The sequence below is a fragment of the Blastococcus sp. TF02-8 genome (assembly GCF_003319175.1).
In the GTDB taxonomy this organism is placed as follows: domain Bacteria; phylum Actinomycetota; class Actinomycetes; order Mycobacteriales; family Geodermatophilaceae; genus Blastococcus.
Window position 1 is genome coordinate 73574 of sequence record NZ_QOHK01000001.1, and the last position, 25467, is coordinate 99040.

A 25467-nucleotide genomic window follows, 5' to 3' on the forward strand; every position below is an offset into this window, starting at 1 on the left:
GGAAGCCTGCCGCGGTGACCTCCGCCGCGTCCACCGCCCCGTCGGTGCCCCCCGTCGACCGTGCGCTGAAGCGCGAGCGGTTCGGCTGGTACTCCTACGACTGGGCCATGTCGGTCTTCAACACCTCGGTGACGACGGTCTTCCTGGGCCCGTACCTCACCGCGGTGGCCGAGGACGCCGCCGGTCCCGACGACCGGCTGTCGTTCCTGGGACTGTCGATCGCGTCGGGCAGCTGGTTCTCCTACGTCCTGTCGGCGTCGGTGGTCCTGCAGGTGCTGGTGCTGCCGATCACCGGTGCGATCGCCGACCGCACGGGGCGCAAGCGGGAGATGCTCGCCGGCTTCGCGGCCGTGGGCGCGCTGGCGACGACCGCCCTCTACTTCGCCGGTGACGGCCGGTGGCTGCTGGGCGCGCTGCTGTTCGTCGTCGCCAACATCTGCTTCGGGGCCGCGACGGTCGTGTACTACTCCTGGCTCCCGGACCTGGCCGGACCGGACGAGCGGGACCTGGTGTCCAGCCGGGGATGGGCGTTCGGCTACGTCGGCGGCGCGCTGCTCCTCGCCGTGCACCTGGGACTGGTGCTCAGCGCCGAATCCCTCGGCCTGACCACCGGCGAGGCCGTGCGCATCTGCCTGGCGACGGCCGGCCTGTGGTGGGGCGCCTTCACCGTGTTCACGGTCTCCCGGCTGCGCAACCGGCCCGTCGCGGCGTCGGAGGCACGCTCGGGCAGCAGCTTCCGGCACCTGGCGGCGACGTTCCGCGAGATGCGGACCTTTCCGCTGACCCTCTGGTTCCTCGGTGCCTACCTGCTGTTCAACGACGGCGTGCAGACCGTCATCTCCCTGTCGGCGGTGTACGCCACCGAGGAGCTGGGCCTGCAGCAGTCGGTGCTGACCGGCGCGATCCTCATGGTGCAGGTGGTCGCGATCGCCGGCGCCCTCGGGCTGGGCCGGCTCGCCGCCACCTACGGAGCCCGCCGGGTGGTCCTGGGCGCCCTGGTGGCCTGGATCGGCGTCATCGGCGCCGCCTTCTTCCTGCAGGAGGGCGCGGCGACGCAGTTCTACGCGCTCGCCGCCGTCATCGGGCTCGTGCAGGGCGGCACCCAGGCGCTGTCCCGCTCGCTGTTCAGCCAGCTGATCCCGAACGGCAAGGAGGCGGAGTACTACGGCTTCTACGAGATCAGCGACCGCGGGACCAGCTGGCTGGGTCCCCTGGCGTTCGGCCTGACCTACCAGCTCACCGGCTCCTACCGCCTGGCTATCTTCAGCCTGGTGTTCTTCTTCGTTGCCGGGTTCGTCGCGCTCGCGACGCTGCCGATGCGCCGGGCGGTCGCCGCCGCCGGCAACACCCCTCCGGAGAAGCTGTGACCGCCCTCGCCGGCGCAGGCCGGGCCACTCCCCTCCCCCAGCACGCCGCGCCCCTCCCTCTGCACACCAAGGCGGCCGAGATGCCTTCCGTCGTTCCCGCCGCCGGTGACCGACGGCGGCACCCGGCGCCGGCCCACCTGCGGTTCTTCCACGGTCCGATGGACTGCGGGAAGTCCACGCTCGCGCTGCAGGTCGACCACAACCAGAGCCGCCAGGGCCGCCACGGCCTGCTCGTGACCCAGGGCGACCGCTCCGCAGCGCCGCAGATCAGCTCGCGGGTGGGACTGTGCCGGGAGGCCGTCGAGATCGACTCCGCCACCGACCTGCGGCTGCTGGTCCGGGACCGATGGGCCGAGGGGCACCGGGTGGACTACCTCATCGTCGACGAGGCGCAGTTCCTGGCTCCCGAGCAGGTCGACCAGCTGGCCGAGCTGGTCGACGAGTCGCACGTCGACGTCTACGCCTTCGGGCTCACCACCGACTTCCGGGCGCAGCTCTTCCCGGGCACCCAACGGCTGCTGGAGGTCGCCGACGACGTGCAGCGGATCCAGGTCGAGGTGCTGTGCTGGTGCGGGCTGCCAGGGCTGCTCAACGCCCGTGTGGTGGACGGCGTGATGGTCCGCTCCGGGGAGACCGTCGTCGTCGCCGACACCGCCCCACCGGAGCTGCCCGGAGAGGGCGGCGACTCCCCCGCCGTCCGCTACCAGGTGCTCTGCCGGCGCCATCACGTGCGCGGCGAACTGGGTCCCACGGCCGCGGGACCGGGCCAGCTCGCCTTGCCCTGACGCTCCGGAGTCACCCGTGCGGGGGGCGGTGACGGCCCAGATCTGACCCCATGCGATGATGAGGGGCCGATTCGGCGGAATCTCTCCGCCTTTTTCGTCGTTTATCTCTCTGACTCCCCGATCGCCTGGGTATGGCCCTGTCGACCGGACGTCGAGTCCCGACCGACACAAGACGAGAGGACGGTGTGCCATGGGTGAGCGTTCCTTGCGCGGCAGCCGACTGGGCAGCGTCAGCTACGAGACCGAGCGCAACACTGCGCCGATCGAGCGGCAGTACGCCGAGTACAAGTGCGCTTCCGGCCACCTGTTCACGGTGCCGTTCGCGGACGACGCGGAGCTGCCCGACACGTGGGAGTGCAAGTTCGACGGCTCCGCGGCCAAGCTCGTCGGTGGCTCCGAGCCGGCACCCAAGAAGGTGAAGCCCCCGCGCACCCACTGGGACATGCTGCTCGAGCGTCGCAGCGTCGAGGACCTCGAGGAGGTCCTGGCCGAGCGCCTCGAGGTGCTCCGCGGTCGGCGGACCCGCGCCAGCTGACGAGAGCTGAGCTCTCCAGATCGGCCCCGGTGGGAGACCACCGGGGCCGATCTGCGTTCCGGGTCAGGTCGCCGGGCGCCCGTCGGCGTCTCGCAGGACCTCACCCTCGATCACCAGCGGCGCACCGGCCGGACCGTGCCACTCCCCCACGCCGGGGGCCCGTGTGCTGGTGACGCGCACCGGCCCGCGCATCCGGTCGGGCAGCCGGGAGAGCACCAGCCCACCGAGCGCGCGGCGGACGAGCCCGCGGGTCCCGGGCAGGAGGCACAGCAGGCCCACGAGGTCGCCGATGAAGCCGGGCAGCACCATGAGCAGGCCGCCGGCAGCGACCAGCCCGGCATTGCCGAGCTCCGCGCCGGGCGAGCGACGGGTCCGTGCGCGCTCCCGCAGGTCGGCGAGGGCCCGGGTGCCCTGCCGGGCCAGCAGGGAGCAGCCCAGGGCGCTCGTGGCCAGGGTCGCGAGGACCGTCCACCCCACGCCGATCCAGGCCGCCACGAGCGCGAAGACGACGAGCTCGGCGAGCGCCGTCACCCCTACGACCAGCTTGAGCCGCCGGCGCACCAGATCAGCCACGTGGACCTTCCTCTCCCGTCGCTCCGCCCTGCGCCGGGGGACGGCCGTTCAGCGACGCGAGTCGCTGCCCGATCCGGGCACCGGCGGCCGCACGCGGCCGGGCAGCAGGTCCGCGAGCCGGTCCTGGACACCCCAGACGGTCACGCGAGCCCACGCCTCCCTAACGATCGAGCCGCTCATCTTGCTCCGGCCGTACTCCCGTTCGGTGAACGTGATCGGCACCTCGACCACGCGGGCACCGGCGCGCAGTGCCCGCCAGGCCCAGTCCACCTGGAAGCAGTAGCCCTCGCTGGCGACCTCGTCGAAGGGCAGCCGGTCGATGAGCTCCGCCCGGGCCGCCCGGAACCCGCCGGTCGCATCGCGCAGGGGCAGCCGCAGCGCCCACCGGGTGTAGCTGTTGCCGGCGCGGGACAGCAGCAGGCGGTGCGCGGGCCAGTCCTCGACCCGGCCGCCGTCGACGTACCGGGAGCCGAGCACGAGGTCGGCGTCGCCCAGGGCGGCGAGCAGGTCGGGCAGCTGCTCGGGCGGGTGCGAGCCGTCGGCGTCCATCTCGACGAGCACGTCGTAGCCGCGCTCGCGGGCCCAGCGGAAGCCGGCCACGTAGGCCTTGCCCAGTCCGGCCTTGGCGGTGCGGTGCAGCACGTGCACCCGGGGGTCGCGGGCGGCGACGGCATCGGCGAGCGCACCCGTGCCGTCGGGCGACCCGTCGTCGACCACCAGTGCGTGCGCCTCCGGGACGCTGGCGTGCAGGCGGCCCAGGATCCGCTCGACGTTCTCCGCCTCGTTGTAGGTCGGGATGATGACCAGCACCCGATCACCCATGCGCGCTCCCCCGTCGCGTCCACGCCGACCGGAGGACGGCCAGCACCGCGCCCACACCGAGGGTGGTCAGCACCCACTCGGGCCCGGAGCCGAGCCGCTGCGCGACGGTGACGTCGTCGCGCTGGGCGATCTCCTCCACGAAGACCGCGGGCGTGAACAGCTCCGACCGGCGCACGACCGTGCCGTCGGGGGCCACGACGGCGGAGATCCCGCTGGTGGCCGCGACCGCGACCGTGCGCCCGAACTCGACGGCGCGCAACCGGCTCATCGCCAGCTGCTGGGCGCTCTCGTCGGTGTAGCCGAACGTGGCGTTGTTGGTCTGGACGACGAGCATCCCGGCTCCGCCGTCGACGACGTCGCGCACGAGGTCGTCGTAGACCACCTCGAAGCAGATGAGGTCGCCCAGCCGGACACCGCCCAGATCGAGGACGCCGACCTCCGTGCCCTTGGCGAAGTCCCGGCGGACCAGGTCGACCTTCTCGCTGAAGAAGCGGAAGAAGGCGCGCGCGGGCACGTACTCGGCCAGCGGGACGGGGTGGCGCTTGACGTAGGTCTCGCCCGGGCCGGTCTCCGGGGACCAGACGATGGCGGTGTTGCTCACGAAGCGACCCGGTCCTTCCACCACCGCGCCCACGAGGACGGGTGCTCCGACGGCGTCTGCGGCCTGCTGGATGCGGCGCGCTGCGTCGTCGTTGCGGTAGGGGTCGATGTCGGAGCTGTTCTCCGGCCAGAGGACGACGTCGGGCTGCTGCTCCCGGCCGGCGGCCACGTCGTCGGCGAGCTGGAGCGTCTGCTCGACGTGGTTGTCGAGCACGGCCCGCCGCTGCGCGTTGAAGTCCAGCCCGGCGCGCGGCACGTTCCCCTGGACGACCGCGACCGCCGCGGTCGGGCCTCCGGCGGTCAGGGACGAACCCGCCAGCGGCAGCCCTGCCAGCGCGCCCACGAGCGGCACGGCGAGCACCGCGGCGACGGCGAGCGCTGCGGTGCGCAGCGCGGGGGCACGCTCCCCCGCCGGGCGGTCGCGATCGGCGCTGCGCCAGGCCCGGTACAGCGCGGGCACCGCGGCGGCGAGCAGCGTGCCCATGAGCGCGACGGCGAAGCCGACCAGCGGGACCCCGCCGTAGGCGGCCAGCGAGAGCAGCGGACCCTCGGTCTGGCTGAACCCGAGCCGGCCCCACGGGAACCCGCCGAGCACGAAGCGGCTGCGCAGCGCCTCGTCGGCGACCCAGAGCGCGGCAGCCCACAGGGGCCACAGCGGCAGCCGGGAGGTGACGGCGAGCGCGGCGCCCAGGAGCGCCGTGTGCAGGGCCTCGAAGCCGGCCAGCGCCAGCCACGGGAACGGGCCCACGTAGATGCCGGTCCACGAGAGCAGCGGCACGAAGAAGGCCAGCCCGAGGACGAGGCCGAGCCACAGCCCCGAGCGGGCACGCTGCCCGCGCACGGCGAGGGAGAGCGCGGCCGGTGCGAGCACGGCGAGCGCCGGCAGGTCGTGGCCGGGGAAGGCGAGGAAGAGGGCGAGGCCGCCCACGAGCGCGAGCGAGGTGCGCCACGGGAGCCGGTCGGCCGTCCGGGTGCCCGGGATGGCACGGACGCGGGGAGCCGCCGAGCGCGGCAGCGTGCCCGTCACGGGCCCCCCTCGCCTGCCGGCACGCGCTGCCTCCCGGATGCGGCCGCCCACGTGGAGCGGATCGTCCCCGCGCCGCTCGGGCGGGGTCCGGACCGCCGGTGGAGCGGCGGTCCCGACCCAGCATCCCATTCCGTCCGGCGCGGTCGACGGGCATACGCCCAGATCACCCGCACGGGCTGCGGCTCTCCCGGTCGTCGGCGCCGGCGGGGGCTCCAGGTGGTCGGCGCGCCTTCGGGCCGGACGGCCGCTCGCCGGGTGCGAGCGGCGCGACCGTTGTCTGATGGCGCGGGTCCACGTGGGCTCCGCCGGGTGCCCGGCGCCGTCTCGTCCGGGTGCGCTCCGCTCCTCCCCGGTCCGGCTGCGCGCGGCGCGGCCGGAGCCGTGCCGCGTCGACCGGGAGGACCGACGCGCCCGCCGGAGGAGCACGGTGCGGTGCTCTCGGTCAGGAACTCCAGGGACTGTAAGAAGTTCGCGCCGCGGAATCGAGACCCCGGAGAGCTGCGCGTCGCAGTGTGACCCGATCGTTACTGATCGCTACCGCCGTGGATCGGCGCCCCGTCGACGACGAGCAGCCGGCAGTCCGGCCGGAGGCGGTCGGCGAGCACGCGGGAGAGCCCGTCCGTCGTCGCCCACAGCGCCAGGTCCGCGGGCGCACCGACGCCCAGCGGTCCGGTGGCGTGCTCGGCGCGGGCGGCATACCAGCCCCCGTGGGTGGCGGCGTCGAACGCGTCGTACGGGCGCAGCCCGGAGCCCGGTGTCCGGTGGTCGACCGCCGCGTGCACACCGCCCCACGGGTCCAGCGGGGTCACCGGCGCATCGCTGCCCAGTGCCAGGGCGACGCCCGCGTCGGCCAGGTCGGCGAACGGGTTGCAGGCCAGCGCCCGGGCCACCCCGAGCCGTTCGGCGTACATGCTGCCGTCGCCGCCCCAGGTCGCGTCGAAGGCGGGCTGCACGCTGGCGACGACGTCCCAGGCGCGCATCCGCTCCAGCACGTCGGCCGTCGGCATCTCCAGGTGCTCCAGCCGGTGCCGGCAGGCGCGGACGGGGGCGACCCCGACCTCCTCGACGACGCGGCCGATCGCCTCCAGCACCTGGCTCACGGCGGCATCGCCGATGCAGTGGAACCCGGCCTGGACGCCGGCCAGCGTGCAGGCACGCACGTGCTCGACGAGCGCCTCCGTCGCGAACCGGAGCTCCCCGGAGGTGTCGGGTCGGTCGCTGTAAGGACTGCCGAGGGCGGCCGTGTGCGAGCCGAGCGCGCCGTCGCAGAAGAGGTCTCCCCCGGCCCCGGCGAGGCCCAGCTCGCGCACCAGGTCGAGCCCGCCGCGCTCGGAGAGCTCCCCCCAGTACCCCACCACCCGGGGCGCCGGACCGGACCGTGCGAGGGCCAGCAGCTCTCGCAGGTCGTCGGCCGAGGAGACCTCGGGCCCGGCCATCTCGTGCAGGGTGCCGATGCCCAGGGTGGCCGCAGTGTCGAGCGTCGCCCGCTGGGCCGCCCGGCGCTGGGCGGCGTCGACCGCGCCGTAGGCGGCCTGCCGGGCTGCGTGGTGGGCGTCCAGACGGAGCCGACCGTCCGGCGAGAAGCCGGGCAGCTCGGCGATGCCGGGGATACGGTCGAGCAGCGCGGTGGAGACCGTCGCCGAGTGCACGTCGACCCGTGCCAGGTACGTCGGGCGGTCGCCGACGACGGTGTCGAGGTCGTGGCGCGTGAGCCCTCGCCGCTCGGGCCAGGCGGTCTCGTCCCAGCCGGTGCCGAGCACGATGCCGGCCGCCGACCGCTCCGCGTGGGCGCGCAGCGCGGCCAGTGCTCCAGCAAGGTTCGAGCTCGAGTCGAGGTTGAGGCCGGTCAGCGCCAACCCGGTGGAGGTGGCGTGCACGTGCGCGTCGACGAACGCGGGGGTGAGCAGCGCCCCCTCCCCCGCGATCACGCGGTGCGCGCCCGGCGCGTCGGCGGCATCGCCGAGCCAGGCGATGCGCCCCTCGACGACGTGCACCGCCCGACCGGGGCGGTCCCCCACGGTGACGTCGGTGACGAGCAGGCTCATGCCGGGTCCTCTCCTGCCGGTGTGCGCGACCGCTGGAAGCAGATCACGACACCCCCACGGGTTCCCCCGCGGCCCGGTGACCGGCATCCTTCGCGCCCATGGGGAACGTCGTGGTGCAGATGACCGTGTCGCTGGACGGCTTCATGTCGGGGCCCGACGACGAGCTCGACTGGCACCTGGTCGACGAGGAGCTGCACACCTACTTCAACGACGAGCTGCGGCGGTCGGCCGCCTTCTTCGAGGGACGTCGGACGTACGAGCTCATGGAGGGTTACTGGCCGACGGCGGACTAGCAGCCCGACGCCTCGCCGGCCGAGCGCGACTTCGCCGCGATCTGGCGGGCCGTGCCGAAGGTCGTCTTCTCCCGGACGCTGCAGGAGGTGGGCCCGAACGCGGAGCTGGTGCGGAACGTCGTCCCGGACGACGTGCGGGCCCGCGTGGCGCAGGCCGGCGGGCCCGTGGTCGTCGGCGGGGCGGTGCTCGCCGCGGCGTTCGCGGAGCACGACCTCGTGGACGAGTACCGCACCTTCGTCGCCCCGGTCCTCATCGGCCGCGGGCGACCGGCGTTCCCGGCGGTGGACCGGCGCACGTCGTTGCGGCTGCTGGAGTCACGAGCCTTCGGCAACGGCGTCGTGCTGGTCCGGCACGGACGCGGCTGATGTTTGTCACGCGGACCCAGCGGTAGCCATCGGCGATGGGAGCCGGAGGCGAGGTGCTGTGCACCGAGCGGCTCCGCCTGCGCTGCTGGACGACCTCTCCGGCCGACCTCGCGCGTCTCGCCGACCTCTACGGCCGGGAAGAGGTCACGCGGTGGCTCGGCGGACCCCCGCGGGTGCCGCTGGACGAGCTCGTGCACCGGTGGCACCACGTGCACGAGACCGACGGGCGGTTCGGCTGCTGGGCCGTCCAGCGTCCGGACGGCGTCGCGGCCGGAACGCTGCTGCTCAAGCCGTTGCCCGACGGGGTCGGCGAGGTGGAGGTGGGCTGGCACCTGCACCCGGACTCGTGGGGCCGGGGCTACGCCACCGAGGCCGCCAGGGCGGTGATCGACCGCGCGTTCGGGCTGGGCCTGCCGGAGGTCTACGCGGTCGTCCGTCCGGGCAACGAACCGTCGATGGCGGTGTGCCGCCGGCTCGGGATGTCCCCGCTGGGCCGGATGCGGCGCTGGTACGCCGTGGAGCTGGAGGCGTTCCGGCTGATGGCGCCGGTCGTCGTGGAGTGAGTCAGCGGCGGCGCACGCGACCGGTGAGCCGGGCCAGCGGCGACTTCTTCGGCGCCCTGACCTCCTTGCCGGCGGCCCGGAGGGCGTCGGCGGAGGCCGCCTCGGCCGGGGTGGGCGCGCTGCCCCCGAGGTGGGCGGGCAGCCACCAGCGGTCGTCGTCGCCGGCCGGCTGATCGGGATAGCTGCGCTGGGCCTGGTCGAGCAGTTCCTCCATGGCCACGCGGGTGCGCTGCATGAGGGCCTGGATCTGCTCGCCGGGGCCGGCCACGATCGGCTCCCCCAGGATCACGGTGACCGGAACCCCCCGGCGGAGCTCGACCTTGTGCCCCTTGGTCGCCACCCGGTGCCCGCCCCAGACGGCGGCCGGGATGATCGGCACGCCGGAGTCGACGGCCATGCGGGCAGCGCCGGCCTTGAGATCCTTGACCGTGAAGCTGGTGCTGATCGTCGCCTCCGGGAAGACGCCGACGACCTCACCGTCCTTGAGGGCGCGCACTGCCGCCTCGAAGGCTGCCGAGCCGGCCTTGCGGTCGACAGGGATGTGCCGCATCGCGCGCATGAACGGCCCGGAGAAGCGGTTGTCGAAGACCGCCTTCTTCGCCATGAACCGCACCAGCCGGTGCCGGGGCAGCGCCCCGAGCCCGAGGAAGGTGAAGTCGAAGAAGCTCACGTGGTTGCTGCAGATGATCGCGCCCCCGGTGGCGGGCACGTGCTCGGACCCGCGGACGTCGAAGCGGAAGCGGAACAACCGGAAGACGACGAGCGCGACCCGGATGACGAACCGGTACGGCTTGTCCCTGGGGTCGGGTGCGGCACCGAACAGGTTCGGACGGACCACGTCGCGCCAGCTCGCCGTGTACATGGCGGAAATCTAGCCGGTGATCGGCGGTGGTGCCCGAGTGGCTTCCCCCGGCAGGCGGCCGGCGACCACCGCGTCCGGTCCCGGAACGGCGCGACGTCCGCTGCGCGGGTCGGCGGCGTGTCGCGGCGTGTCGAGGACGGTCGTGCGGGAAGCGGTTGACCGCACCAGCGCTCCGGGCCAGGTTCGGCGCCCTATCGAGAACGACCGGAACCGGAGGAGACAGCTGATGCCCGAGTCGGCCGACGCCGCGGTGGAGCTCTTCAGGCTGGCGGCGCTGCGCGCCCCGCAGCGTGCCGCTGCGCCCCTGCCGAGGATCCTCGTCAAGCAAGGCGGGGCCGGCCTGACCGCCGGCGACGGCCCACGGAGGCCCGCAGGCGGAACCGGCGGCGGCACCGGAGGCGGAACCGGTGGCGGAACCGGCGGCGGCCAGCCGGTTCCGACCACACCGTTGGCGCTCGACCGGCTCGACGCCGCCCTCCTCGCCGCCGAGGACGCGATGGCTCCCCGCGCGGTCGCGGACTGGGTGAAGAGCGCGACCGGGCAGAAGCTGGAGACGATCGTCACCACGGAGGAGTACCGGGCCCAGCGCCGTCAGGCCCACCAGTCGCTGCTGGACGCGCTCGGTACGGCTCCCACCCTCTCGGTCGACCTGGCGGCGGCCGCTGCCGTGGGTCAGGCCCGCGAGACCGCGCTGCGAGCCGTCCGGGTGCTCGGGCTGCTCGACGTCCTCGCCGACCCGGCCACGGCCCCCGCGCTGGCCGACGCGGCAGCCGTGCGCACCTTCCTCCACCACGCGGTCGTCGTGCTCCCCGCCGACGTCCCCCGACCGGCCGACAACCTGGCCCGCCCCCCGGCGATCGCGGACCTGAAGGTCGTGCGCCTCGGGCCGTCCCGGTACGTGCCCGGGGCCATCGCCCACGTCGAGAACGTCATGGGCCGGGAGCGCCGCCAACGGGTGCACGAGACGACCGAGCAGACCGAGACCACCACCGTGCTCGAGACCGAGCGCACGGTCGAGAGCGAGTCGGAGCTGGAGACGGCCGAGCGGTCGGAGCTGCTGCAGGAGACCGGGCACGCCCTGCGCGAGGCGACCGACCTGGAGGCGGGAGTCGCGGTGAGCGCCGCCTACGGGCCCACCGTGCAGGTGGAGGCCGACACGCGGGTCGCGCGGCACACGTCCGCCGAGGAGGTGACCCGGGCGGCGGCCACGTTCACCAACTCCGTGACCAAGCGGGCGCGGGAAAGGATCGTGGACCGCACCCGCCAGACCCGGACGGTGCGGCGCCTGCTGGAGATCAAGGAGTCGAACACGCACGCCTTCGACAACAGCGGCGGAGCCGACCACATCCGGGGCGTCTACCGCTGGGTCGAGTCGGTGCAGGAGGCGTGGATCGAGGACTACGGCAAGCGGCTGATGCTCGAGTACGTGGTCCCCGAGCCGGCGGCCTTCCTCCGCTGGGCCGCGGGAGGCGCCCGGCCGCTCTCGGACGTGGGCGAACCGCCGACTGCCCCGCACCGCCCGGGCCAGCCCGACGTACCCCTGGAGCCGGGCCACATCGACAGCGGCAACTACCTCGGACTGGTGGCGCGCCACGGGGCCGCAGGGGTGACGCCTCCCCCGGCCGAGTCCGTGGAGCTCGCCCTCGACTGGAAGGGCGAGCAGGACCAGGACCTGCACCTGTTCAGCGCGTCGTCCTCCCTGAAGGTCCCCAAGGGCTACCACGCGAACTACTGGGAGGCCCAGTGCGTGACATGGGGGAAGAAGAGTCCGGACGGGGCCGTCTGGATGGCCGGCGTCGGTGCGACCGGAGGTATCGGCGAGGACAACAGCGACGCGCTGAAGAAGCACCTCTCGGGTGAGCTCGACGCGGCGGAGGACTCGCTGGTGCCCGTCGTCATGCTCGGCCGCGGCCTGATCAACCTGGCGACGGGTCTCCGCGTGCACTGCCGGCTCACCCAGGCCGGCCGGGAGCGCTGGCAGCTGTCGGTGTACGAGGCGGTGATGGCCGCCTACCGGGAGCAGCTGGAGGCGTTCGAGGCGCGCAAGGCCAGGGCCGAGGCGGCCCAGGCCTTCGATGCTCCCGCCGGGCTGGACGGCAGCAACCAGGCCGAGAACCGGGTCGTCGAGCGCCGCGAGCTGCGCCGAAGCATCATCCACATGCTGCTGGGCCACTCCCCCGACACGGGCCCGTTCAGCGGGCAGGCGGTGGTGCCGGACGACGCCGGCGGCCCACCGCGCCTCGACCTGGCGGTGGCGGCCGCGGAGCGCGACCTCCTCGCCTTCGTGGAGCAGTCCTTCGAGTGGCCGAACATGACCTGGGTCCACTGCCCGTACTACTGGCAGGCCCGCGAACGCTGGGCGGAGGACGCCCGTGCCAGTGGCCCCGACCCCGCCTGGACGGCCTTCCTCACCGCCGGCGCCAGCCGGGTGGTCCTGCCGGTCCGCCCCGGATTCGAGTCCGCGGTGGCCCTCTACCTCGCGACCGGGATCATCTGGGCCGGCGGCCAGGTGCCCACGGTGGGCGATCCGGCCTACCTGGCGATCGCCGACGAGATCGCCGAGTCGCTGGGCACCCGGAGCGCCGCCGCCGTCCCGGCGCGAACCCCGCTGGACCCCGTGCGCCTGCCGACGTCCCTGGTGTGGCTGCAGCCCAGCGGCAACCTCGAGCCGGTGGCCTGAGGTGGCGCTGGCCGCACCCCCGGTCGACATCCTCCCCGACGTGGCCGTTCCGGTGGCCGAGCACCTGCTCGGCCGCTGGGCCGGCGGTCGGCTGGTGGCGGCTCCCGTGGCCGCGGTCCTCGAACGGAGCCTGCGGGAGGTCCACCGGTCGGTGAGCGCGCTCGTCCGCCGGCCACTGCCGATCGACCGCTGGCTGGCCACCGCCCTGGGCGGGGCACCGCAGGGCCTGCCCGGCGACGCGCTCGGACGCTGGGCCGCCGACCGGCTGATCCAGCTGCTCGACGCGGTCGGACCCGCCTCGGCCATGTCGGCCGTGGCGGGTCTGCCGGGGACCCCGGGCCGACCGCCCGGCCTCGGGCCGGTCCCCTCGCTGCCGGGCTACACCCCACCCGCGCGGTGGGACGAGCGCTCGGTCCTGCGCGCGCTGCTGTCCCTCGGTCGGATCGGCGCGCAGGAAGTCGCCACGCTGCCCGCGCGCATGGCGGTGGCGACGGCGATGTCCGGGACGGCGGTCGCGCTCCCCGGTGTCCGGTCGACCGCATGGGTCGGCACCCGGGTGCACTCGGAGCTGCAGCAGCGCTATCGCGCCTCCTACGCCACCGGCAACCTCGTCGTGACCGACCGCGCGGTGTGGCGGCAGCTGCCGCCGCCGGCGTACTCGGGACTGCCCCTGTCGGAGGCGGCAGTGACCGGGCCACCCGCCCTGGCCGCGATGTACCTCGCCTGGCTCTCCGCCTCGTGGACCTCCACGCGGCGGGCCGACGTGACCGACCTCGACCGGGCGGCCAACTGGGAGATCAAGCCTCTCCTGCAGGCGCCCGCGGGAGTGCTCCAGGAGGCCTGGTACCGCTGCGCCTACAACTGGACGGCCGAGAACCTCCAGGCGAGCAACCCCGCGTGGACCGGCCTCTTCCCGTGGCTGCGGACGGGCCCGACGTGGGAGCCCTCGCTCCTGCGGTCGATCTCCGTGCCACCGCAGGGCGGCCAGCCGGCCGTCGCGGTCCCGTTCTCCACCGCGGCACTGCCGGCGATGGTCCTGTACGCCGTCGTCAGCGGTCCGACGATGGTCGACCTGGCCGTCCTCGTCGCCCTGATGCTGCAGCTCATCGAGCGCGAGGTGAAGCGCCGGCTGGAGCAGGCGGTCGCGGCGGCCCGCGCGCTCCTCGAGGCGCTCGCGGGGGTGCTCGGGGAGGTCGCTGCCTGGATCAGCGAGCACCTGGTGGCCCTGGTCGTCGTCGTCGCGGTGGCAGGGCTGGCCGTCGCGCTGATAGTCAGCGCCCCGGCGTGGGCGCCGGCGGTGGGCGCCGGACTGCTCACCGCGGCCGGTGCGCGGCTGATCCTCGGCCCGATCACCCAGCCGGACCCCGGGGCCCCGCCCGGGAGCGAGCTGTCGATGACGTCGGTGGACTTCGGTCCGCTGAGCGTCCGGATGCCGCCCTCCTTCGTGCCGCGGTTCACCGCCGGGCTGGAGGTCGTGGCGGGAGACGCCCTGGGCGCGCTCGCCAGGGCCGGTGGCAGCCCGGGGTCGGTCTGAGCCGTCGGCCCGGAGTCGTGCTCAGGCCTCCGTGCCGCCGGTCGCGGCGACCGCGGCCCGGACGACCGCGGTGAGATCGCCGGTCTCGCGGTGGACGCGACGCTGGAGGTCCGCGCCGGTTCCCCGGGTCAGGAGCGCCTGGAGACCGCCGGCGACGGTCCGCTCGTCGCCGGCGTCGGCCAGCGCCGGGCGGATGTGGTCGAGCAGGTCGCCGAGGACGTCGGCGGCCGGCACGGGCCGGCCGGACGACGGGTGCACGAGGTCGCCGGACAGGCCCGAACGGCCGGCCCGCCACGCGGCGAGCCGGAGCACCTCGGGCCGCATGTGCGGGACCTCTCCCCCGACGCGGGCGTCCCGAGCGGCGGTCTCCACCAGTCCCCGGACGACGCCGGCGAGGGTGACGGCGTCCTCGACGCGCAGCGCCACGTCCGCGGTACGCACCTCGACGGTGGGCCACTTCGCGGAGAGCCGGGCGTCGAAGTAGACCATCCCGGTGTCCAGGACCGTCTCGGTCGCGAGCACCTCCTCGACGAGCTGGTGGTAGTCGGCGGCGTCGGCGAACGGGCCGTTCGGGCCCGCCGATGGCCAGCGGTGCCACACCTGGGACCGGAAGCTGGCGTAGGCGGTGTCCCGCCCCTGCCAGAACGGCGAGTTGGCGGTCATGGCGGTGAGCACGGGCAGCCAGATCCGGATGCGGTTGAGGACGGCGACGCCCTCGTCGTCGTCCTCGACCGACACGTGCACGTGGCATCCGCAGGTGAGGACGTCCCACGCCGTCTGCCCGAATGCCTCGTTCAGCCGGCCGTACCGTTCCCCCTCCGTGGGGATGGGGACGACGTCGACCGGCGAGGTGGCCAGCGCGGCGACACGGGCGCCGACGGCCGTCGCGACCGCGTCGGCGCGGTCGCGCCAGTACCGGAGTTCCCGGTGGACGTCCTCGAGGGACTGGCAGACCGGAGTGCCGAGCTCGAGCTGCTGGGCCTTGAGCTCGGGCATCAGGTGAGCCGTCTCCGGCGTCTCCGCCTCGCCGTCCTCGACCTGTTGGTGCTCCTGGACGTCCTCGCCCTCACCGCGACGCGACGCCACGGCCAGCGCGTCCGGTCCCTTCGGTACCGGGTGACCGGTCGCGTCGACGACCAGCAGCTCTTCCTCGACGCCCACGGTTCGCACGCGTCCATGATCCGGAGTCCACCCTCCGGGCGCAGGCGCCCGGAGGGTGGACTCACCCCGACGAGCACTGTGACGGTGGCGATGGTGGGGCTCGACGAGCTCGTCCCGTCCTGTCACCGGCTCCGGCGCCCGGAGGGCGCCGTGGTGCTCCTCTCGGCAGGTGACGACAACCAGAAGTCGCGATGTTGTTGGGGATAACGGTAGAATTCGGCCATGTCCCGTGCGTGGCAGCAGCCGCTGCCCGACATGCCGGCTCCTCCCCCTCCGACGGCCTGGGGGCGGATCGCGCCGCCGCCCGGGTACGAGCCCCAGTGGCGCCGCCTGGTCGATGCCGCGCTCGAGCTGGGGCTGGGCCCCGACGACCTGGCCTCCGAGGGGCTGGACGTGCTGGCCACCGCGCGGGACTGGAAGCCGGCGACCGTGGCCCTGTACAGCAAGGTGGCCCGGTACGGCGGCCTCGCACTCCCCCTCGCCCCCACGCCCGAGCCGGATCCGCAGGAGCTGGACCTCCGTCCGCTGGCCCAGGTGCGCAGCGAGGACCCGGAGCACCGGCGCTCGGTGGCGTGGTGCGCCCTCGCGCTGGGCTGGCCGGCCCCGGTCTCCGCCTTCCGCTCGCTGCGCCGCGACCAGGTGCGGTCGACGGGCCGGCGGTTGCTCGTCTCGACCGACGACGGCGAGTGGGCGATACAGGGGGAGCTGACCGCCTGGCACGCCTGGGAGGCCACGCGCGACCGGTTCCCGGCACTGGCGGCGAGCCCCTGGGTGCTGCCGGCCTTGCGCCGCGGGCCGGGGCTGGATTCCCGGATCGGCGGACGGCTCTCCACCCAGGCGCTGCAGACCACCTTCACCAAGCACGCGCGCAACACCGTCCGCCACCTCCGCGCGGAGGTGGCACCGTCGCGGCGGGAGGCAGTCGAGCAGCTCGCCGCCGCGTACCGCGATCTCTCCTACGACTCCTACCGGCGGCTGGCGTTGGCCGCGGGCGCTCCCCCGGTCTCGTCCCGGGGCGTGGTCCGGGCCGCGCGGTCGGTGCACCGCTCGACCGCCCGCGCCGCACGCCTGGCGGGCTGACCTCCCCCGGTCACAGCAGCGTCAGCTGCTCCGCCGCCGGCTCCTCCACCGACGGCGCGGGCTGCTGCCACGGCGGTCGCACGCCGGGCAGACCGCCGGTCGGCAGGCTCCCTTCCGGGAAACCGACCTCCTCGTCGCCGGGCACACCCGTCGCCAGGGGTCCGTCCACCTGGCGGGCGGCACCGCCGGACTGCCGGTCCAGCCCGTGCCGCGTCAGCAGCGGTGCGACGCGGGCCGAGAGCCAGGATCGGTACTCGGCCGAGACGTAGGCGCGACGGGCGTACATGCGCTCGTAGCGCGGCACCAGGTCGGGGTGGGTGCGCGCGAGCCACGCCATGAACCACTCGCGGGCGCCGGGCCTCAGGTGCAGCGGGATGACCGTGATCCCGGTGGCCCCGGCGGCTGCGATCGCCCCGATGGCCGCGTCCAGGCTCTCCTCGTCGTCGGTGAGCCCGGGCAGGACGGGTGCGAGGAAGACCCCGCAGGGCAGGCCGGCATCGGTGAGTGCGCGGACGAGGTCCAGCCGGGCGCGGGGTGAGGGCACGCCCGGTTCCAGTGCCTGGTGCAGCTCGTCGTCCCAGATGGCCATGGAGATGCCCAGCCCCAGCGGGACCTTCCCGGCGGCCTCGGTGAGCAACGGGACGTCACGGCGCAGCAGCGTGCCCTTGGTCAGGATCGAGAACGGCGTGCCGGAGTCGGCGAGCGCGCGGATCACCCCGGGCATCAGCCTGTAGCGGCCCTCTGCGCGCTGGTACGGGTCGGTGTTCGTGCCCAGGGCGACGTGCTCCCGTTGCCAGGACGGACGCGCGAGCTCCTTGCGCAGCACCTCGACCAGGTTGGTCTTGACCACGACCTGGGTGTCGAAGTCGCGGCCCGAGTCGAACTCGAGCCATTCGTGGGTCCGTCGGGCGAAGCAGTTGTGGCTGACCACGCCGTTCGCGACGAAGTCGCCCGTACCCGTGGTGATGTCGAACATGGGCATCTCCACGCCCAGCGATCGGACGGAGACGACACGGAGATCGGCATCGCTCCTCACCGCGGCACCCTCGACCGAGCACTTCCGCCGGATGGCGGGATCGACGAGATGGGGGAAGCGGAGCTGCTCGCGCAGACCTCCTCGGACGCGCACCGTCCTGACGTGGGAAGCCGGACCAGGGTCCTCGAGGACGGAGTCGACACCGGAGCCGCTCAGGGCCTCCTGGGTGCGACTCAGGATCTCCTCGTCACGGTTGCTCGCCTCGCCCGCCGATCTCGTCTGCACGCCGATGGCCGACAGCGGCTTGCGGTACCCCGTGGCACGGGAGGACTCGAACCGAGTCGTGTGGATCCCCTCGTGCCGGAGGTGGTCGGCGGTGCGGTCCAGGCCCGCCAGGTAGCCCCGCCGGTGGTCGGCGCGGACATCCAAGGAGGTCACCGTCCGGCCGAAGCCGAGCATCGTGTCGTCGGTGGTGAGATTCGGCCGCTGGTCGGCGCCGCCCATCGAACCGGTGACGTGCTTCCAGCCCCGTGCGGTGAGGAACCGGTGATCTCCGCTGGCCACGATCTCCGTACCGTCCGCGAGCTCCACCCGGAACGCCGGCTTCACGGTGGACCAGTGGGCGAGCACCTCGGTGGTCACGTAGTGGCGACGGCTCTCGCGCTTCTCGGTGCCGATGATGCGGTCCCCGACGCGGAGCTCCGAGATGGGGCGCTGAGTTCCGTCCGCCATGAGGACGCGCGTGTCACCGGAGAGGCAGTAGACGCACGAATGACTGCAGCCCCGGTACGGGTTGATCGTGTACGGGAAGGGCATCGACGAGTCGCCCGGCACCGCGTTGAGCGCGCTGCGCGCCCGCACCTCGTGGAAGGTCAGGCCCGGGAACTCCGGGACCTGCACGCTGCGCAGCAACCCCCGGATGCTGGGCATCCCGGGCAGGGCGGAGGGGTCCTCGACATCGAGCCGTTGGGCGTCCCAGCGCATGGCACCGATCCGAACACACGTTCGAACCGTTGTCCAGTTCTCAGAGGGGCGGCCGCGCCTCGAACGACGTGGAGAGGACGACCGTCGTGCGGGTCGTCACGTTGGCGGCGGCGCGGATGTCCTTGAGCAGCGCCTCGAGGGCGTCGGGCGAGGCAACGCGCACCTTGAGGATGTAGCTCTCCAGCCCGGCCACCGCGTGGCACTCCTCGATGGCGTCGAGGTGGGCCAGCAGGGCCGGTGCGTCGTCGGTCTGCGCGTCCGCCGGGGTGATCGAGACGAAGGCCGTCAACGGCAGGCCGAGCTGCTTGGCGTCCAGCGTCGCGCGGTACCCGGTGATCAGCCCGCGCTGCTCCAGCCGGCGCACCCGCTGGTGCACCGCGGAGACCGAGAGGCCGACCCGCTCCGCGAGCTCGGTGAAGCTGGCCCGGCCGTCCCGCGCGAGCACGGCCATCAGCGCGCGGTCGACGTCGACCGCGGCGCCGTTCGCCTCAGCCGGGGAGCTCGACGAGTTCACGGGGACCGTTGTTGAGGACGCGGACGCCGTCGTCGGTGCAGACGACGATGTCCTCGATGCGGGCGCCCACCCGGCCGGGCAGGTAGATCCCCGGCTCGACGGAGAACGCCATGCCCGGTTCCAGGGGCAGGTCGTTGCCGGCGACGATGTAGGGCGCCTCGTGGGTGTCCAGGCCGATGCCGTGCCCGGTGCGGTGGATGAAGTACTCGCCCCAGCCGGCGTCGTCGATGACCGCGCGGGCGGCGGCGTCGATCTGCTCGGCGGTCGCCCCGGGGCGCACGGCGGCGGTGCCGGCCAGCTGGGCGGCGTGCAGCACCTCGTACCACTCGGCGACCTCGGCCGGGGCGCTCCCGCCGACGACGTAGGTGCGCGTGCAGTCGGAGCGGTACCCGGTGGCGGTCTCGCCACCGATGTCGACGACGACGACGTCGCCGGCCTCCACCGTGCGGCCGGACAGCTCGTGGTGCGGGCTGGCGCCGTTGGGGCCGGAGCCCACGATCGTGAAGTCGACGCCCACGTGGCCCTCGGCGAGGATCGCGGCGGCGATGTCCGCGCCGACCTCGGCCTCGGTGCGGCCGACCCGCAGCCACTCCCCCATGCGGGCGTGGACCCGGTCGATGGCCGCGCCGGCCAGCGCGAGCTCCTCGACCTCGGCCGGCGTCTTGACCATGCGCAGACGGTCGATGACCGGGCTCGCGACCTCCAGCGCCGAGCCGGGCAGCGCCCGCTGCACACCGAGGGCGTGCTCGGCCCACGTGCGCGAGCCCACGCCCACGCGTGCCGGTGCGGACCCGAGGCGGGCGGTCGCGGCGGCGGCGAGCACGGCGAAGGCGTCGTCGGTCTCGTCCCAGGCCAGCAGCTCCAGGCCCAGCGCGCCGGCAGGGCTGGCGTCGACCATCGGGGCCTCGAGCCGCGGGACCACGAGGAACGGCTCGCCGGTGCGCGGCACCGCGAGGGCGGTCAGGCGCTCCATGGCGTGCGCGTCGTAGCCGCAGAGGTAGCGCAGGTCGGCGCCGGGCGTGAGGACGAGGAGGTCGACACCGGTCTCCGCGGCGATGGCCCGTGCGGCGTGCACGCGCTCGATGGTGACCAGCGGGGAGGCCGACGCGCTCGGGTTCGTCACAGCGGCAGACTAGCCAGGGAGGGCGCCGTTCCCCGCACGAGTTCCCGGGCGGCTACCGTCCGCCGTCGTGACGACGATGCTCCTGGACGCGGCCAGCCTCTACTTCCGGGCCTTCTACGGCGTGCCCACCAGCGTCACGACGCCGGACGGCCGCCCGATCAACGCCGTCCGCGGGTTCCTCGACATGTCCGCCCGGCTGATCGCCACCCACGGGCCCGACCGGTTCGTCGCCTGCTGGGACGACGACTGGCGCCCGGCGTTCCGCGTCGAGGCGCTGCCGTCCTACAAGGCCCACCGGGTGGCGGACGAGGGCGGCGAGGAGGTCCCCGACGAGCTGGGCCCGCAGGTGCCGATCCTGGTCGACGTGCTCGCCGCGGCGGGGATCGCCCGCGTCGGCGCCCCCGGCTACGAGGCCGACGACGTCATCGGCACCCTCGCGACCCGGGCCCGCGGTCCGGTCGACGTCGTCACCGGTGACCGCGACCTGTTCCAGCTGGTCGACGACGCCCGTGGCGTGCGGGTCCTGTACACCGCGCGGGGCATCTCCGACCTCGACTTCGTCGACGAGGCCGCCGTCACCGAGAAGTACGGCATCCCTGGCCGCTCCTACGCCGACTTCGCCGTCCTCCGCGGCGACCCCAGCGACGGGCTGCCCGGAGTGGCCGGGGTCGGCGCGAAGACGGCGGCGGCGCTGATCAACGAGTTCGGCGACCTGGCCGGCATCCGGGCGGCGGTGGCCCGCACCGTCGTCCCGAAGCCGCCGCTGACCGCCGCCGTGCTGAAGAAGCTGCACGCCGCCGCCGACTACCTCGACGCCGCGCCCGTCGTCGTGGCCGTCGCCCGCGACATCGACCTGCCCGCGGTCGAGGGGACGCTCCCCCGCTCCCCCGCCGATCCGGACGCCCTGGCCGCGCTCGCCGAGCAGCACGGCCTGCAGTCGTCGGTCAGCCGCCTGGGCGCGGTGCTGGGCTGGCGGGGCTGACCGGACGGGCGGTCAGGGCTCCCCCCAGGTGTACTGCGCCCCGTCGACGTCGGTGATCCGGATCTGGAGGGTGACCTCCTCGTCGTCGGCGGTGACGCCGGTGCACTCGTAGGTGGCCCCCTCCTCCACCTCCATCTCCTCGGCGCACTCGAGATCGACCGCCACGCCCTCGCGCTGCTCGAACTGCTCGGCCACGTCCCGCTCGACCGCGCTCCGGGAGAGGACCGTCGGGCCGGTGGTCAGGGCGAGCGCGACCACGCCTCCGACCACGACGAGCGCGAGCACGAGCAGACCGAGCAGCAGGCCGCGCCGCTTCTTCCGCGCGGGCTGCGTCGGCACCCCGTACGGCGGCTGGCCGTACCCGGGAAAGCCGTAGCCGGGCACGCCGTGCTGCGGCATGCCGTATCCCGGCACCCCGTGCGAGGGCGTCCCCTGCGCGGTCTGCTGCGGGTACTGGGTCTGCTGCGGGTACTGGGCCTGCTGCGGGTACTGGGCCTGCTGCGGGTACTGGACCTGCTGCGGGTACTGGGGCGGCTGGCCGTACTGCGGCCCACCCGGCTGCTGGCCGTACTGCGGCGGCGCATGGGGCTGCTGCTGGCCCGGGTGCGGGTAGCCACCCCAGGGCTGTCCCGACGGCCCGGAGGGCGGTCCCCACGACGGGGGTGCGGGACGTTCGGTGCCGGGTCGCTCGGTGCCGGCGCTCTCGCCCTCGGGACGAGCCGTGGTCGGGTCGTCGTCGTGCGGCGGGTTCGTCATGGTCGCTCCCGGAGCCGTGGCCTGCCCCGGCAGCAGCCGGGCGCGTGGAATTCTGCCGCACCCGGGCAGCGGGCGGAGGGCAACGAATCGCCGGTCAGCCGCCGACGGCGACCGCCACCACGCCCCGCCGGACCCGTTCCACGGCCGCCCGCGCGGTGCGGGCCACCGGCTCGTCGGCCACCTTGGCCAGCTGGTCGAGCAGGTCGATGAGCTGCCGGGTCCACCGGACGAAGTCGCCCCCGGAGAGCTCGGTCCCGGCCTGTTCCGCGCCGGCCAGCACGCGGTCCAGGCTCTGCCCGTCGACCCACCGGAACGCCGCCCAGGCGAACCCGAGGTCCAGGTCGCGCGTGGCCGGCACGCCGTGGTCGAGCTCGACGTCCTGCAGGCGGGAGCGGATCCCGCGCATGGCACCGATCGCGGCGGCCACCTTCCCGGCCGGCACGGCGGGCAGGGCAGGCAGGTCGCGCCGGGCCTCGTACACCAGCGTCGACACGGCCGCGGCGAGCTCCGCCGGAGTGAGCCCCCGCCAGACGCCGGCGCGGAGGCACTCGGCCACGAGCAGGTCCGCCTCGGACCACACCCGGGCCAGTCGGCGCCCGTCGTCGGTCACCTTGGCCGTGTCGTCCGCCGCCGTCCCCCCGGCCGCGGTGGCGGGCAGGGCGACCTCGGGGACGAGGTAGCCGAGCTCCTCGAGGACGTCGCAGGTCCGGTCGAACTGCCGGGTGAGGGAGCCGGTGCGCTGGGCCATCCGACGCTGCAGGGACTCCGCCTCGTGCAGGGCCCGCAGCCAGCGCTCGGCGACCCGGACCCGCTCCTCGCGGTCGGGCAGCTGGTGCACCGGGTGGTTGCGCAGCGCCTGGCGGAGGTCGGCGAGCACCGGGTCGTCGGCGGCCGCGGACCGGCCCTTGTTGATCCGGCGGGCGCCGAGGTCGTTCTCCACCCGGGCGTTGCGCAGCGTGGCGGCGAGGTCGCGCCGGGCGTGCGGGCTGCGGTGGTTGAAGTTCTTCGGGACACGCACCCGGGCCAGCGACTCCACCGGCGTCGGGAAGTCCACCGAGCCCAAGCGGCCGGCCCACTTGTCCTCGGTGAGGACCAGCGGCCGCGGGTCGGCCAGGTCGGTGATGCCGGGGTCGAGGACGACGGCCAGCCCCTGACGACGGCCCGTGGGCACGCGGATGACGTCGCCCGGGCGCAGCGCCGCGAGCGCGTCGGCGGCCTCCATGCGGCGTTTGGCCTGCGAGTCGCGGGACAGCTCCTTCTCCCGGTCGGAGATCTCCCGGCGGATCCGCGCGTACGCGCCGACGTCGCCACGGTCCGAGCGCATCTCGGCTGCGAGCTGCTCGGCCTCGCGCTCGTGCTGGGCCGCGGACCGCGCGAGGCCGACGACGGAGCGGTCGGCCTGGAACTGGGCGAACGAGCTGGCCAGCAGCTCGCGGGCGCGGTCGCGGCCGAACGAGCCGACGAGGTTGACCGCCATGTTGTAGCTGGGCCGGAACGACGACCGCAGCGGATAGGTCCGGGTGCTGGCCAGCCCGGCCACCACCGAGGGGTCCATGCCCGGTGCCCAGACGACGACGGCGTGCCCCTCGACGTCGATGCCGCGGCGCCCGGCCCGGCCGGTGAGCTGGGTGTACTCCCCCGGCGTGACGTCGACGTGCGCCTCGCCGTTCCACTTGACCAGGCGCTCGAGGACGACGGTGCGCGCCGGCATGTTGATGCCCAGCGCGAGGGTCTCGGTGGCGAACACGGCCTTGACCAGACCGCGGACGAAGCACTCCTCGACGGTCTCCTTGAACGCGGGGACCAGACCCGCGTGGTGGGCGGCGATGCCGGCGAGCAGCCCTTCTCGCCACTCCCAGAACCCGAGGACGTGCAGGTCCTCCTCGGGCAGCGACCCGGTGCGCTCGTCGATGATCCGCGCGATCTCGGCGCGCTCGGCCTCGTCGGTGAGCCGCAGCCCGCTCATCAGGCACTGGGAGACGGCGGCGTCGCAGCCGTTGCGGCTGAACACGAAGGTGATCGCCGGGAGCAGTCCGGCCTTGTCCAGCCGCTCGATCACGTCGGAGCGGGCAGGGGGCCGGAACCGGGGCTTGTGGAAGCTGTCCCGGCGGCCGCTCCCCCACCCCTCGATGCGCCGCTCGTACTCGCGGACGTACCGGACCAGCTCGGGGTCGACCACCGAGGCGCCGCGCTCGCGGGTGGAGCGCCCGCGCGGGGACTCCTCGTGCTCACCGGCGTGCGCGGCGGGCCGCAGGGAGAACATGTCGAAGACGCGGTTGCCGACGAGCATGTGCTGCCACAGCGGGATCGGCCGGATCTCGCTGACCACCACCTCCGTGTCCCCGCGCACGGTGACCAGCCAGTCGCCGAACTCCTCGGCGTTGCTCACCGTCGCCGACAGCGACACCAGCGTGACCGAGGCGGGGAGGTGGATGATCACCTCCTCCCAGACGGCGCCGCGGAAGCGGTCGGCGAGGTAGTGCACCTCGTCCATCACCACGTAGCCGAGGCCGTCGATCGCCGGGGACTCGGCGTAGAGCATGTTGCGCAGCACCTCGGTGGTCATCACGACCACGGGCGCGTCCCCGTTGACCGCGTTGTCGCCGGTCAGCAGCCCGACCCGGTCGGCGCCGTAGCGCTCCACCAGGTCGTTGTACTTCTGGTTGGACAACGCCTTGATCGGCGTCGTGTAGAACGCCTTGCGCCCCTCGGCGAGCGCCTTGTGCACGGCAAACTCGCCCACCACGGTCTTGCCGGCACCGGTGGGCGCGCAGACCAGCACACCGGAGCCGCTCTCCAGCGCCTCGCAGGCCTCGACCTGGAACGGGTCCAGGGAGAAACCGAGCTCGGCGGTGAAGTCGGCCAGCGTCGGGTGGGAGGTCCGCCTCCGGGCGGCGGCGTACCGCTCAGCGGGGCTGGACATGCCCCCACGTTAGGCGGTCGGTGCACCGCCGACCGGGCGGGAGCCGACGACGCGCACGGCGCCTGGGACGCACTCGGCCACCGCGGGCAGCGGGGCCACCGGCTCGCCGTCGGCGTAGGTGCTCACCCCGGCGCACCGGAGCTCGACCCTCGCCGCCCGGTGCACCGAGACGGCGGGGTGGTCGACGTGCGTGCCGTCGGCGAGCCGGGGCTTGGTGCGCACCAGCTCCAGCCGCGAGCTCGCGCCCACGACGGTGACGTCGAGCAGGCCGTCGGTGGGGTCTGCGTCCGGGCAGATCTTCATGCCACCGCCGTACCAGGGGGTGTTGCCGACGGCGACCATCGTGGCGGCCAGCGTCCGCTCCACCCCGTCCAGCGTCAGCGTCACCTCGTAGGCGCGCAGCCGCGCCAGCTCCAGCAGGACGGCGACGTCGTACCGGCGGCGGCCGCGCGGCCAGCGCAGCCGGTTGGCGCGGTCGGTGACGGCGGAATCGAACCCGCAGCAGAGCACCGTGGCCCACCACCGGCCGTCGGTGCGCCCGGCGTCGACGGAGCGGCTGCGCACGGCGAGCAGGTCGGCCGCAGCGGCCCGCGCGGCCGCCACGGGATCGGCGGGGACCTCCAGGGCCAGGGCGAGGTCGTTGCCCGTACCGGCCGGCACCACGGCGAGCGGGACGGGCGTGCCGGCGACCGCCTGGAGCGCCGCGTGGGCGCTGCCGTCACCCCCCACCGCGACCACGGCACCGGTCCCCGCCGCCACGGCCTCGGCGGCCTGGCGCTCGGCCTCCGCGCCCGTCCTCGCGGGAAGCACCTGCGGGGTGAGGCCCGCCTCGCGCAGGGCGGTCAGGACGGCTCCGGCGCGCTCGCGGGCGCGGCCCCGCCCGGCGGCAGGGCTGACGAGGACGGCGACGTCCACC

The 25467-nt window shown here is 74.4% G+C and carries 22 protein-coding genes; 10 read left to right on the forward strand and 12 right to left on the reverse strand.

Going from position 1 to position 25467, the window contains the following annotated elements; genetic code table 11:
* Positions 1-14 precede the first annotated feature (14 nt).
* The 3 genes from DQ237_RS00390 to DQ237_RS00400 all read left to right on the forward strand — a co-directional run bounded on the left by DQ237_RS00390 (position 15) and on the right by DQ237_RS00400 (position 2687).
* A complete protein-coding gene (locus DQ237_RS00390) occupies positions 15-1367 on the forward strand; it encodes an MFS transporter (protein WP_113797315.1) in 1353 nt (450 codons plus the stop codon).
* Between the two features lie 80 nt (positions 1368-1447).
* Positions 1448-2152, forward strand: a complete 705-nt coding sequence (locus DQ237_RS00395; RefSeq protein ID WP_113797317.1) for a thymidine kinase — start codon at positions 1448-1450, stop codon at positions 2150-2152.
* A 190-nt stretch (positions 2153-2342) separates the two neighbouring features.
* Complete coding sequence (locus tag DQ237_RS00400) at positions 2343-2687, forward strand: RNA polymerase-binding protein RbpA (RefSeq protein WP_113796100.1); 345 nt, start codon at positions 2343-2345, stop codon at positions 2685-2687.
* A 63-nt stretch (positions 2688-2750) separates the two neighbouring features.
* On the opposite strand, the gene DQ237_RS00405 is transcribed toward DQ237_RS00400, so the two are convergent.
* From DQ237_RS00405 to DQ237_RS00420, 4 genes are all read right to left on the reverse strand, one after another.
* A complete protein-coding gene (locus tag DQ237_RS00405) occupies positions 2751-3260 on the reverse strand; it encodes an FxsA family protein (RefSeq protein WP_113796103.1) in 510 nt (169 codons plus the stop codon).
* A 48-nt stretch (positions 3261-3308) separates the two neighbouring features.
* A complete protein-coding gene (locus tag DQ237_RS00410; protein ID WP_113796105.1) occupies positions 3309-4082 on the reverse strand; it encodes a polyprenol monophosphomannose synthase in 774 nt (257 codons plus the stop codon).
* Positions 4075-5709 carry an apolipoprotein N-acyltransferase gene (gene lnt / locus DQ237_RS00415; protein ID WP_113796107.1) on the reverse strand — a complete coding sequence of 545 codons (1635 nt, stop codon included), beginning with the start codon at positions 5707-5709 and terminating at the stop codon, positions 4075-4077. The genes DQ237_RS00410 and lnt overlap by 8 nt, the downstream gene beginning before the upstream one ends.
* A gap of 524 nt (positions 5710-6233) precedes the next feature.
* A complete protein-coding gene (locus tag DQ237_RS00420) occupies positions 6234-7754 on the reverse strand; it encodes an amidohydrolase (RefSeq protein WP_113796109.1) in 1521 nt (506 codons plus the stop codon).
* A 98-nt stretch (positions 7755-7852) separates the two neighbouring features.
* Between DQ237_RS00420 and DQ237_RS20545 the strand changes: the two genes are divergently transcribed.
* From DQ237_RS20545 to DQ237_RS00430, 3 genes are read left to right on the forward strand one after another with little or no spacing between them, the layout of a single operon-like run.
* Positions 7853-8047, forward strand: coding sequence for a dihydrofolate reductase family protein (locus DQ237_RS20545; protein ID WP_205730005.1), 195 nt, complete (start codon positions 7853-7855; stop codon positions 8045-8047).
* 51 nt (positions 8048-8098) lie between these two features.
* Entirely contained in the window at positions 8099-8413 is a 315-nt protein-coding gene (locus DQ237_RS20550; protein WP_205730006.1) for a dihydrofolate reductase family protein, read from the forward strand.
* A gap of 35 nt (positions 8414-8448) precedes the next feature.
* Positions 8449-8976: a GNAT family N-acetyltransferase gene (locus tag DQ237_RS00430; RefSeq protein ID WP_113796111.1), complete on the forward strand. Its 528-nt coding sequence runs from the start codon at positions 8449-8451 to the stop codon at positions 8974-8976.
* Position 8977: 1 nt separating this feature from the next.
* Here the strand turns inward: DQ237_RS00430 and DQ237_RS00435 are convergent, their stop codons facing one another.
* Entirely contained in the window at positions 8978-9838 is an 861-nt protein-coding gene (locus DQ237_RS00435) for a 1-acyl-sn-glycerol-3-phosphate acyltransferase (RefSeq protein ID WP_113796113.1), read from the reverse strand.
* Positions 9839-10064: 226 nt separating this feature from the next.
* Between DQ237_RS00435 and DQ237_RS00440 the strand changes: the two genes are divergently transcribed.
* Positions 10065-12518: a hypothetical protein gene (locus DQ237_RS00440; RefSeq protein ID WP_113796115.1), complete on the forward strand. Its 2454-nt coding sequence runs from the start codon at positions 10065-10067 to the stop codon at positions 12516-12518.
* Position 12519: 1 nt separating this feature from the next.
* The gene (locus DQ237_RS00445; protein WP_113796117.1) at positions 12520-14052 is read left to right on the forward strand and encodes a hypothetical protein; all 1533 of its coding nucleotides are present in this window, start codon (positions 12520-12522) and stop codon (positions 14050-14052) included.
* Positions 14053-14073: 21 nt separating this feature from the next.
* Here the strand turns inward: DQ237_RS00445 and DQ237_RS00450 are convergent, their stop codons facing one another.
* Positions 14074-15222 carry a glutamate--cysteine ligase gene (locus DQ237_RS00450; RefSeq protein ID WP_113796119.1) on the reverse strand — a complete coding sequence of 383 codons (1149 nt, stop codon included), beginning with the start codon at positions 15220-15222 and terminating at the stop codon, positions 14074-14076.
* A 213-nt stretch (positions 15223-15435) separates the two neighbouring features.
* Between DQ237_RS00450 and DQ237_RS00455 the strand changes: the two genes are divergently transcribed.
* A complete protein-coding gene (locus DQ237_RS00455; RefSeq protein ID WP_113796121.1) occupies positions 15436-16293 on the forward strand; it encodes a hypothetical protein in 858 nt (285 codons plus the stop codon).
* A gap of 10 nt (positions 16294-16303) precedes the next feature.
* Here DQ237_RS00455 and DQ237_RS00460 read toward each other — a convergent pair whose 3' ends face one another.
* The 3 genes from DQ237_RS00460 to DQ237_RS00470 are packed head-to-tail and all read right to left on the reverse strand — an operon-like array spanning position 16304 to position 19890.
* Positions 16304-18253: an intein-containing Rv2578c family radical SAM protein gene (locus DQ237_RS00460; RefSeq protein WP_205730007.1), complete on the reverse strand. Its 1950-nt coding sequence runs from the start codon at positions 18251-18253 to the stop codon at positions 16304-16306.
* Between the two features lie 40 nt (positions 18254-18293).
* Positions 18294-18767, reverse strand: a complete 474-nt coding sequence (locus DQ237_RS00465; RefSeq protein WP_113796123.1) for an Lrp/AsnC family transcriptional regulator — start codon at positions 18765-18767, stop codon at positions 18294-18296.
* On the reverse strand, positions 18742-19890 hold the full coding sequence (locus tag DQ237_RS00470) for a Xaa-Pro peptidase family protein (protein WP_240619287.1): 1149 nt from the start codon (positions 19888-19890) through the stop codon (positions 18742-18744). Before DQ237_RS00470 ends, DQ237_RS00465 begins: the two co-directional genes overlap by 26 nt.
* A gap of 76 nt (positions 19891-19966) precedes the next feature.
* On the opposite strand from DQ237_RS00470, the gene DQ237_RS00475 reads away from it, so the two are divergent.
* Complete coding sequence (locus tag DQ237_RS00475; RefSeq protein WP_113797323.1) at positions 19967-20872, forward strand: 5'-3' exonuclease; 906 nt, start codon at positions 19967-19969, stop codon at positions 20870-20872.
* Positions 20873-20884: 12 nt separating this feature from the next.
* Here the strand turns inward: DQ237_RS00475 and DQ237_RS00480 are convergent, their stop codons facing one another.
* The 3 genes from DQ237_RS00480 to DQ237_RS00490 form a co-directional block, all read right to left on the reverse strand.
* Positions 20885-21628, reverse strand: a complete 744-nt coding sequence (locus tag DQ237_RS00480) for a DUF4333 domain-containing protein (protein WP_113796125.1) — start codon at positions 21626-21628, stop codon at positions 20885-20887.
* Between the two features lie 94 nt (positions 21629-21722).
* Positions 21723-24551, reverse strand: coding sequence for an RNA helicase (locus tag DQ237_RS00485; protein WP_113796127.1), 2829 nt, complete (start codon positions 24549-24551; stop codon positions 21723-21725).
* Positions 24552-24560: 9 nt separating this feature from the next.
* Positions 24561-25466, reverse strand: a complete 906-nt coding sequence (locus tag DQ237_RS00490; protein ID WP_113796129.1) for a diacylglycerol kinase family protein — start codon at positions 25464-25466, stop codon at positions 24561-24563.
* Position 25467: the final 1 nt, after the last annotated feature.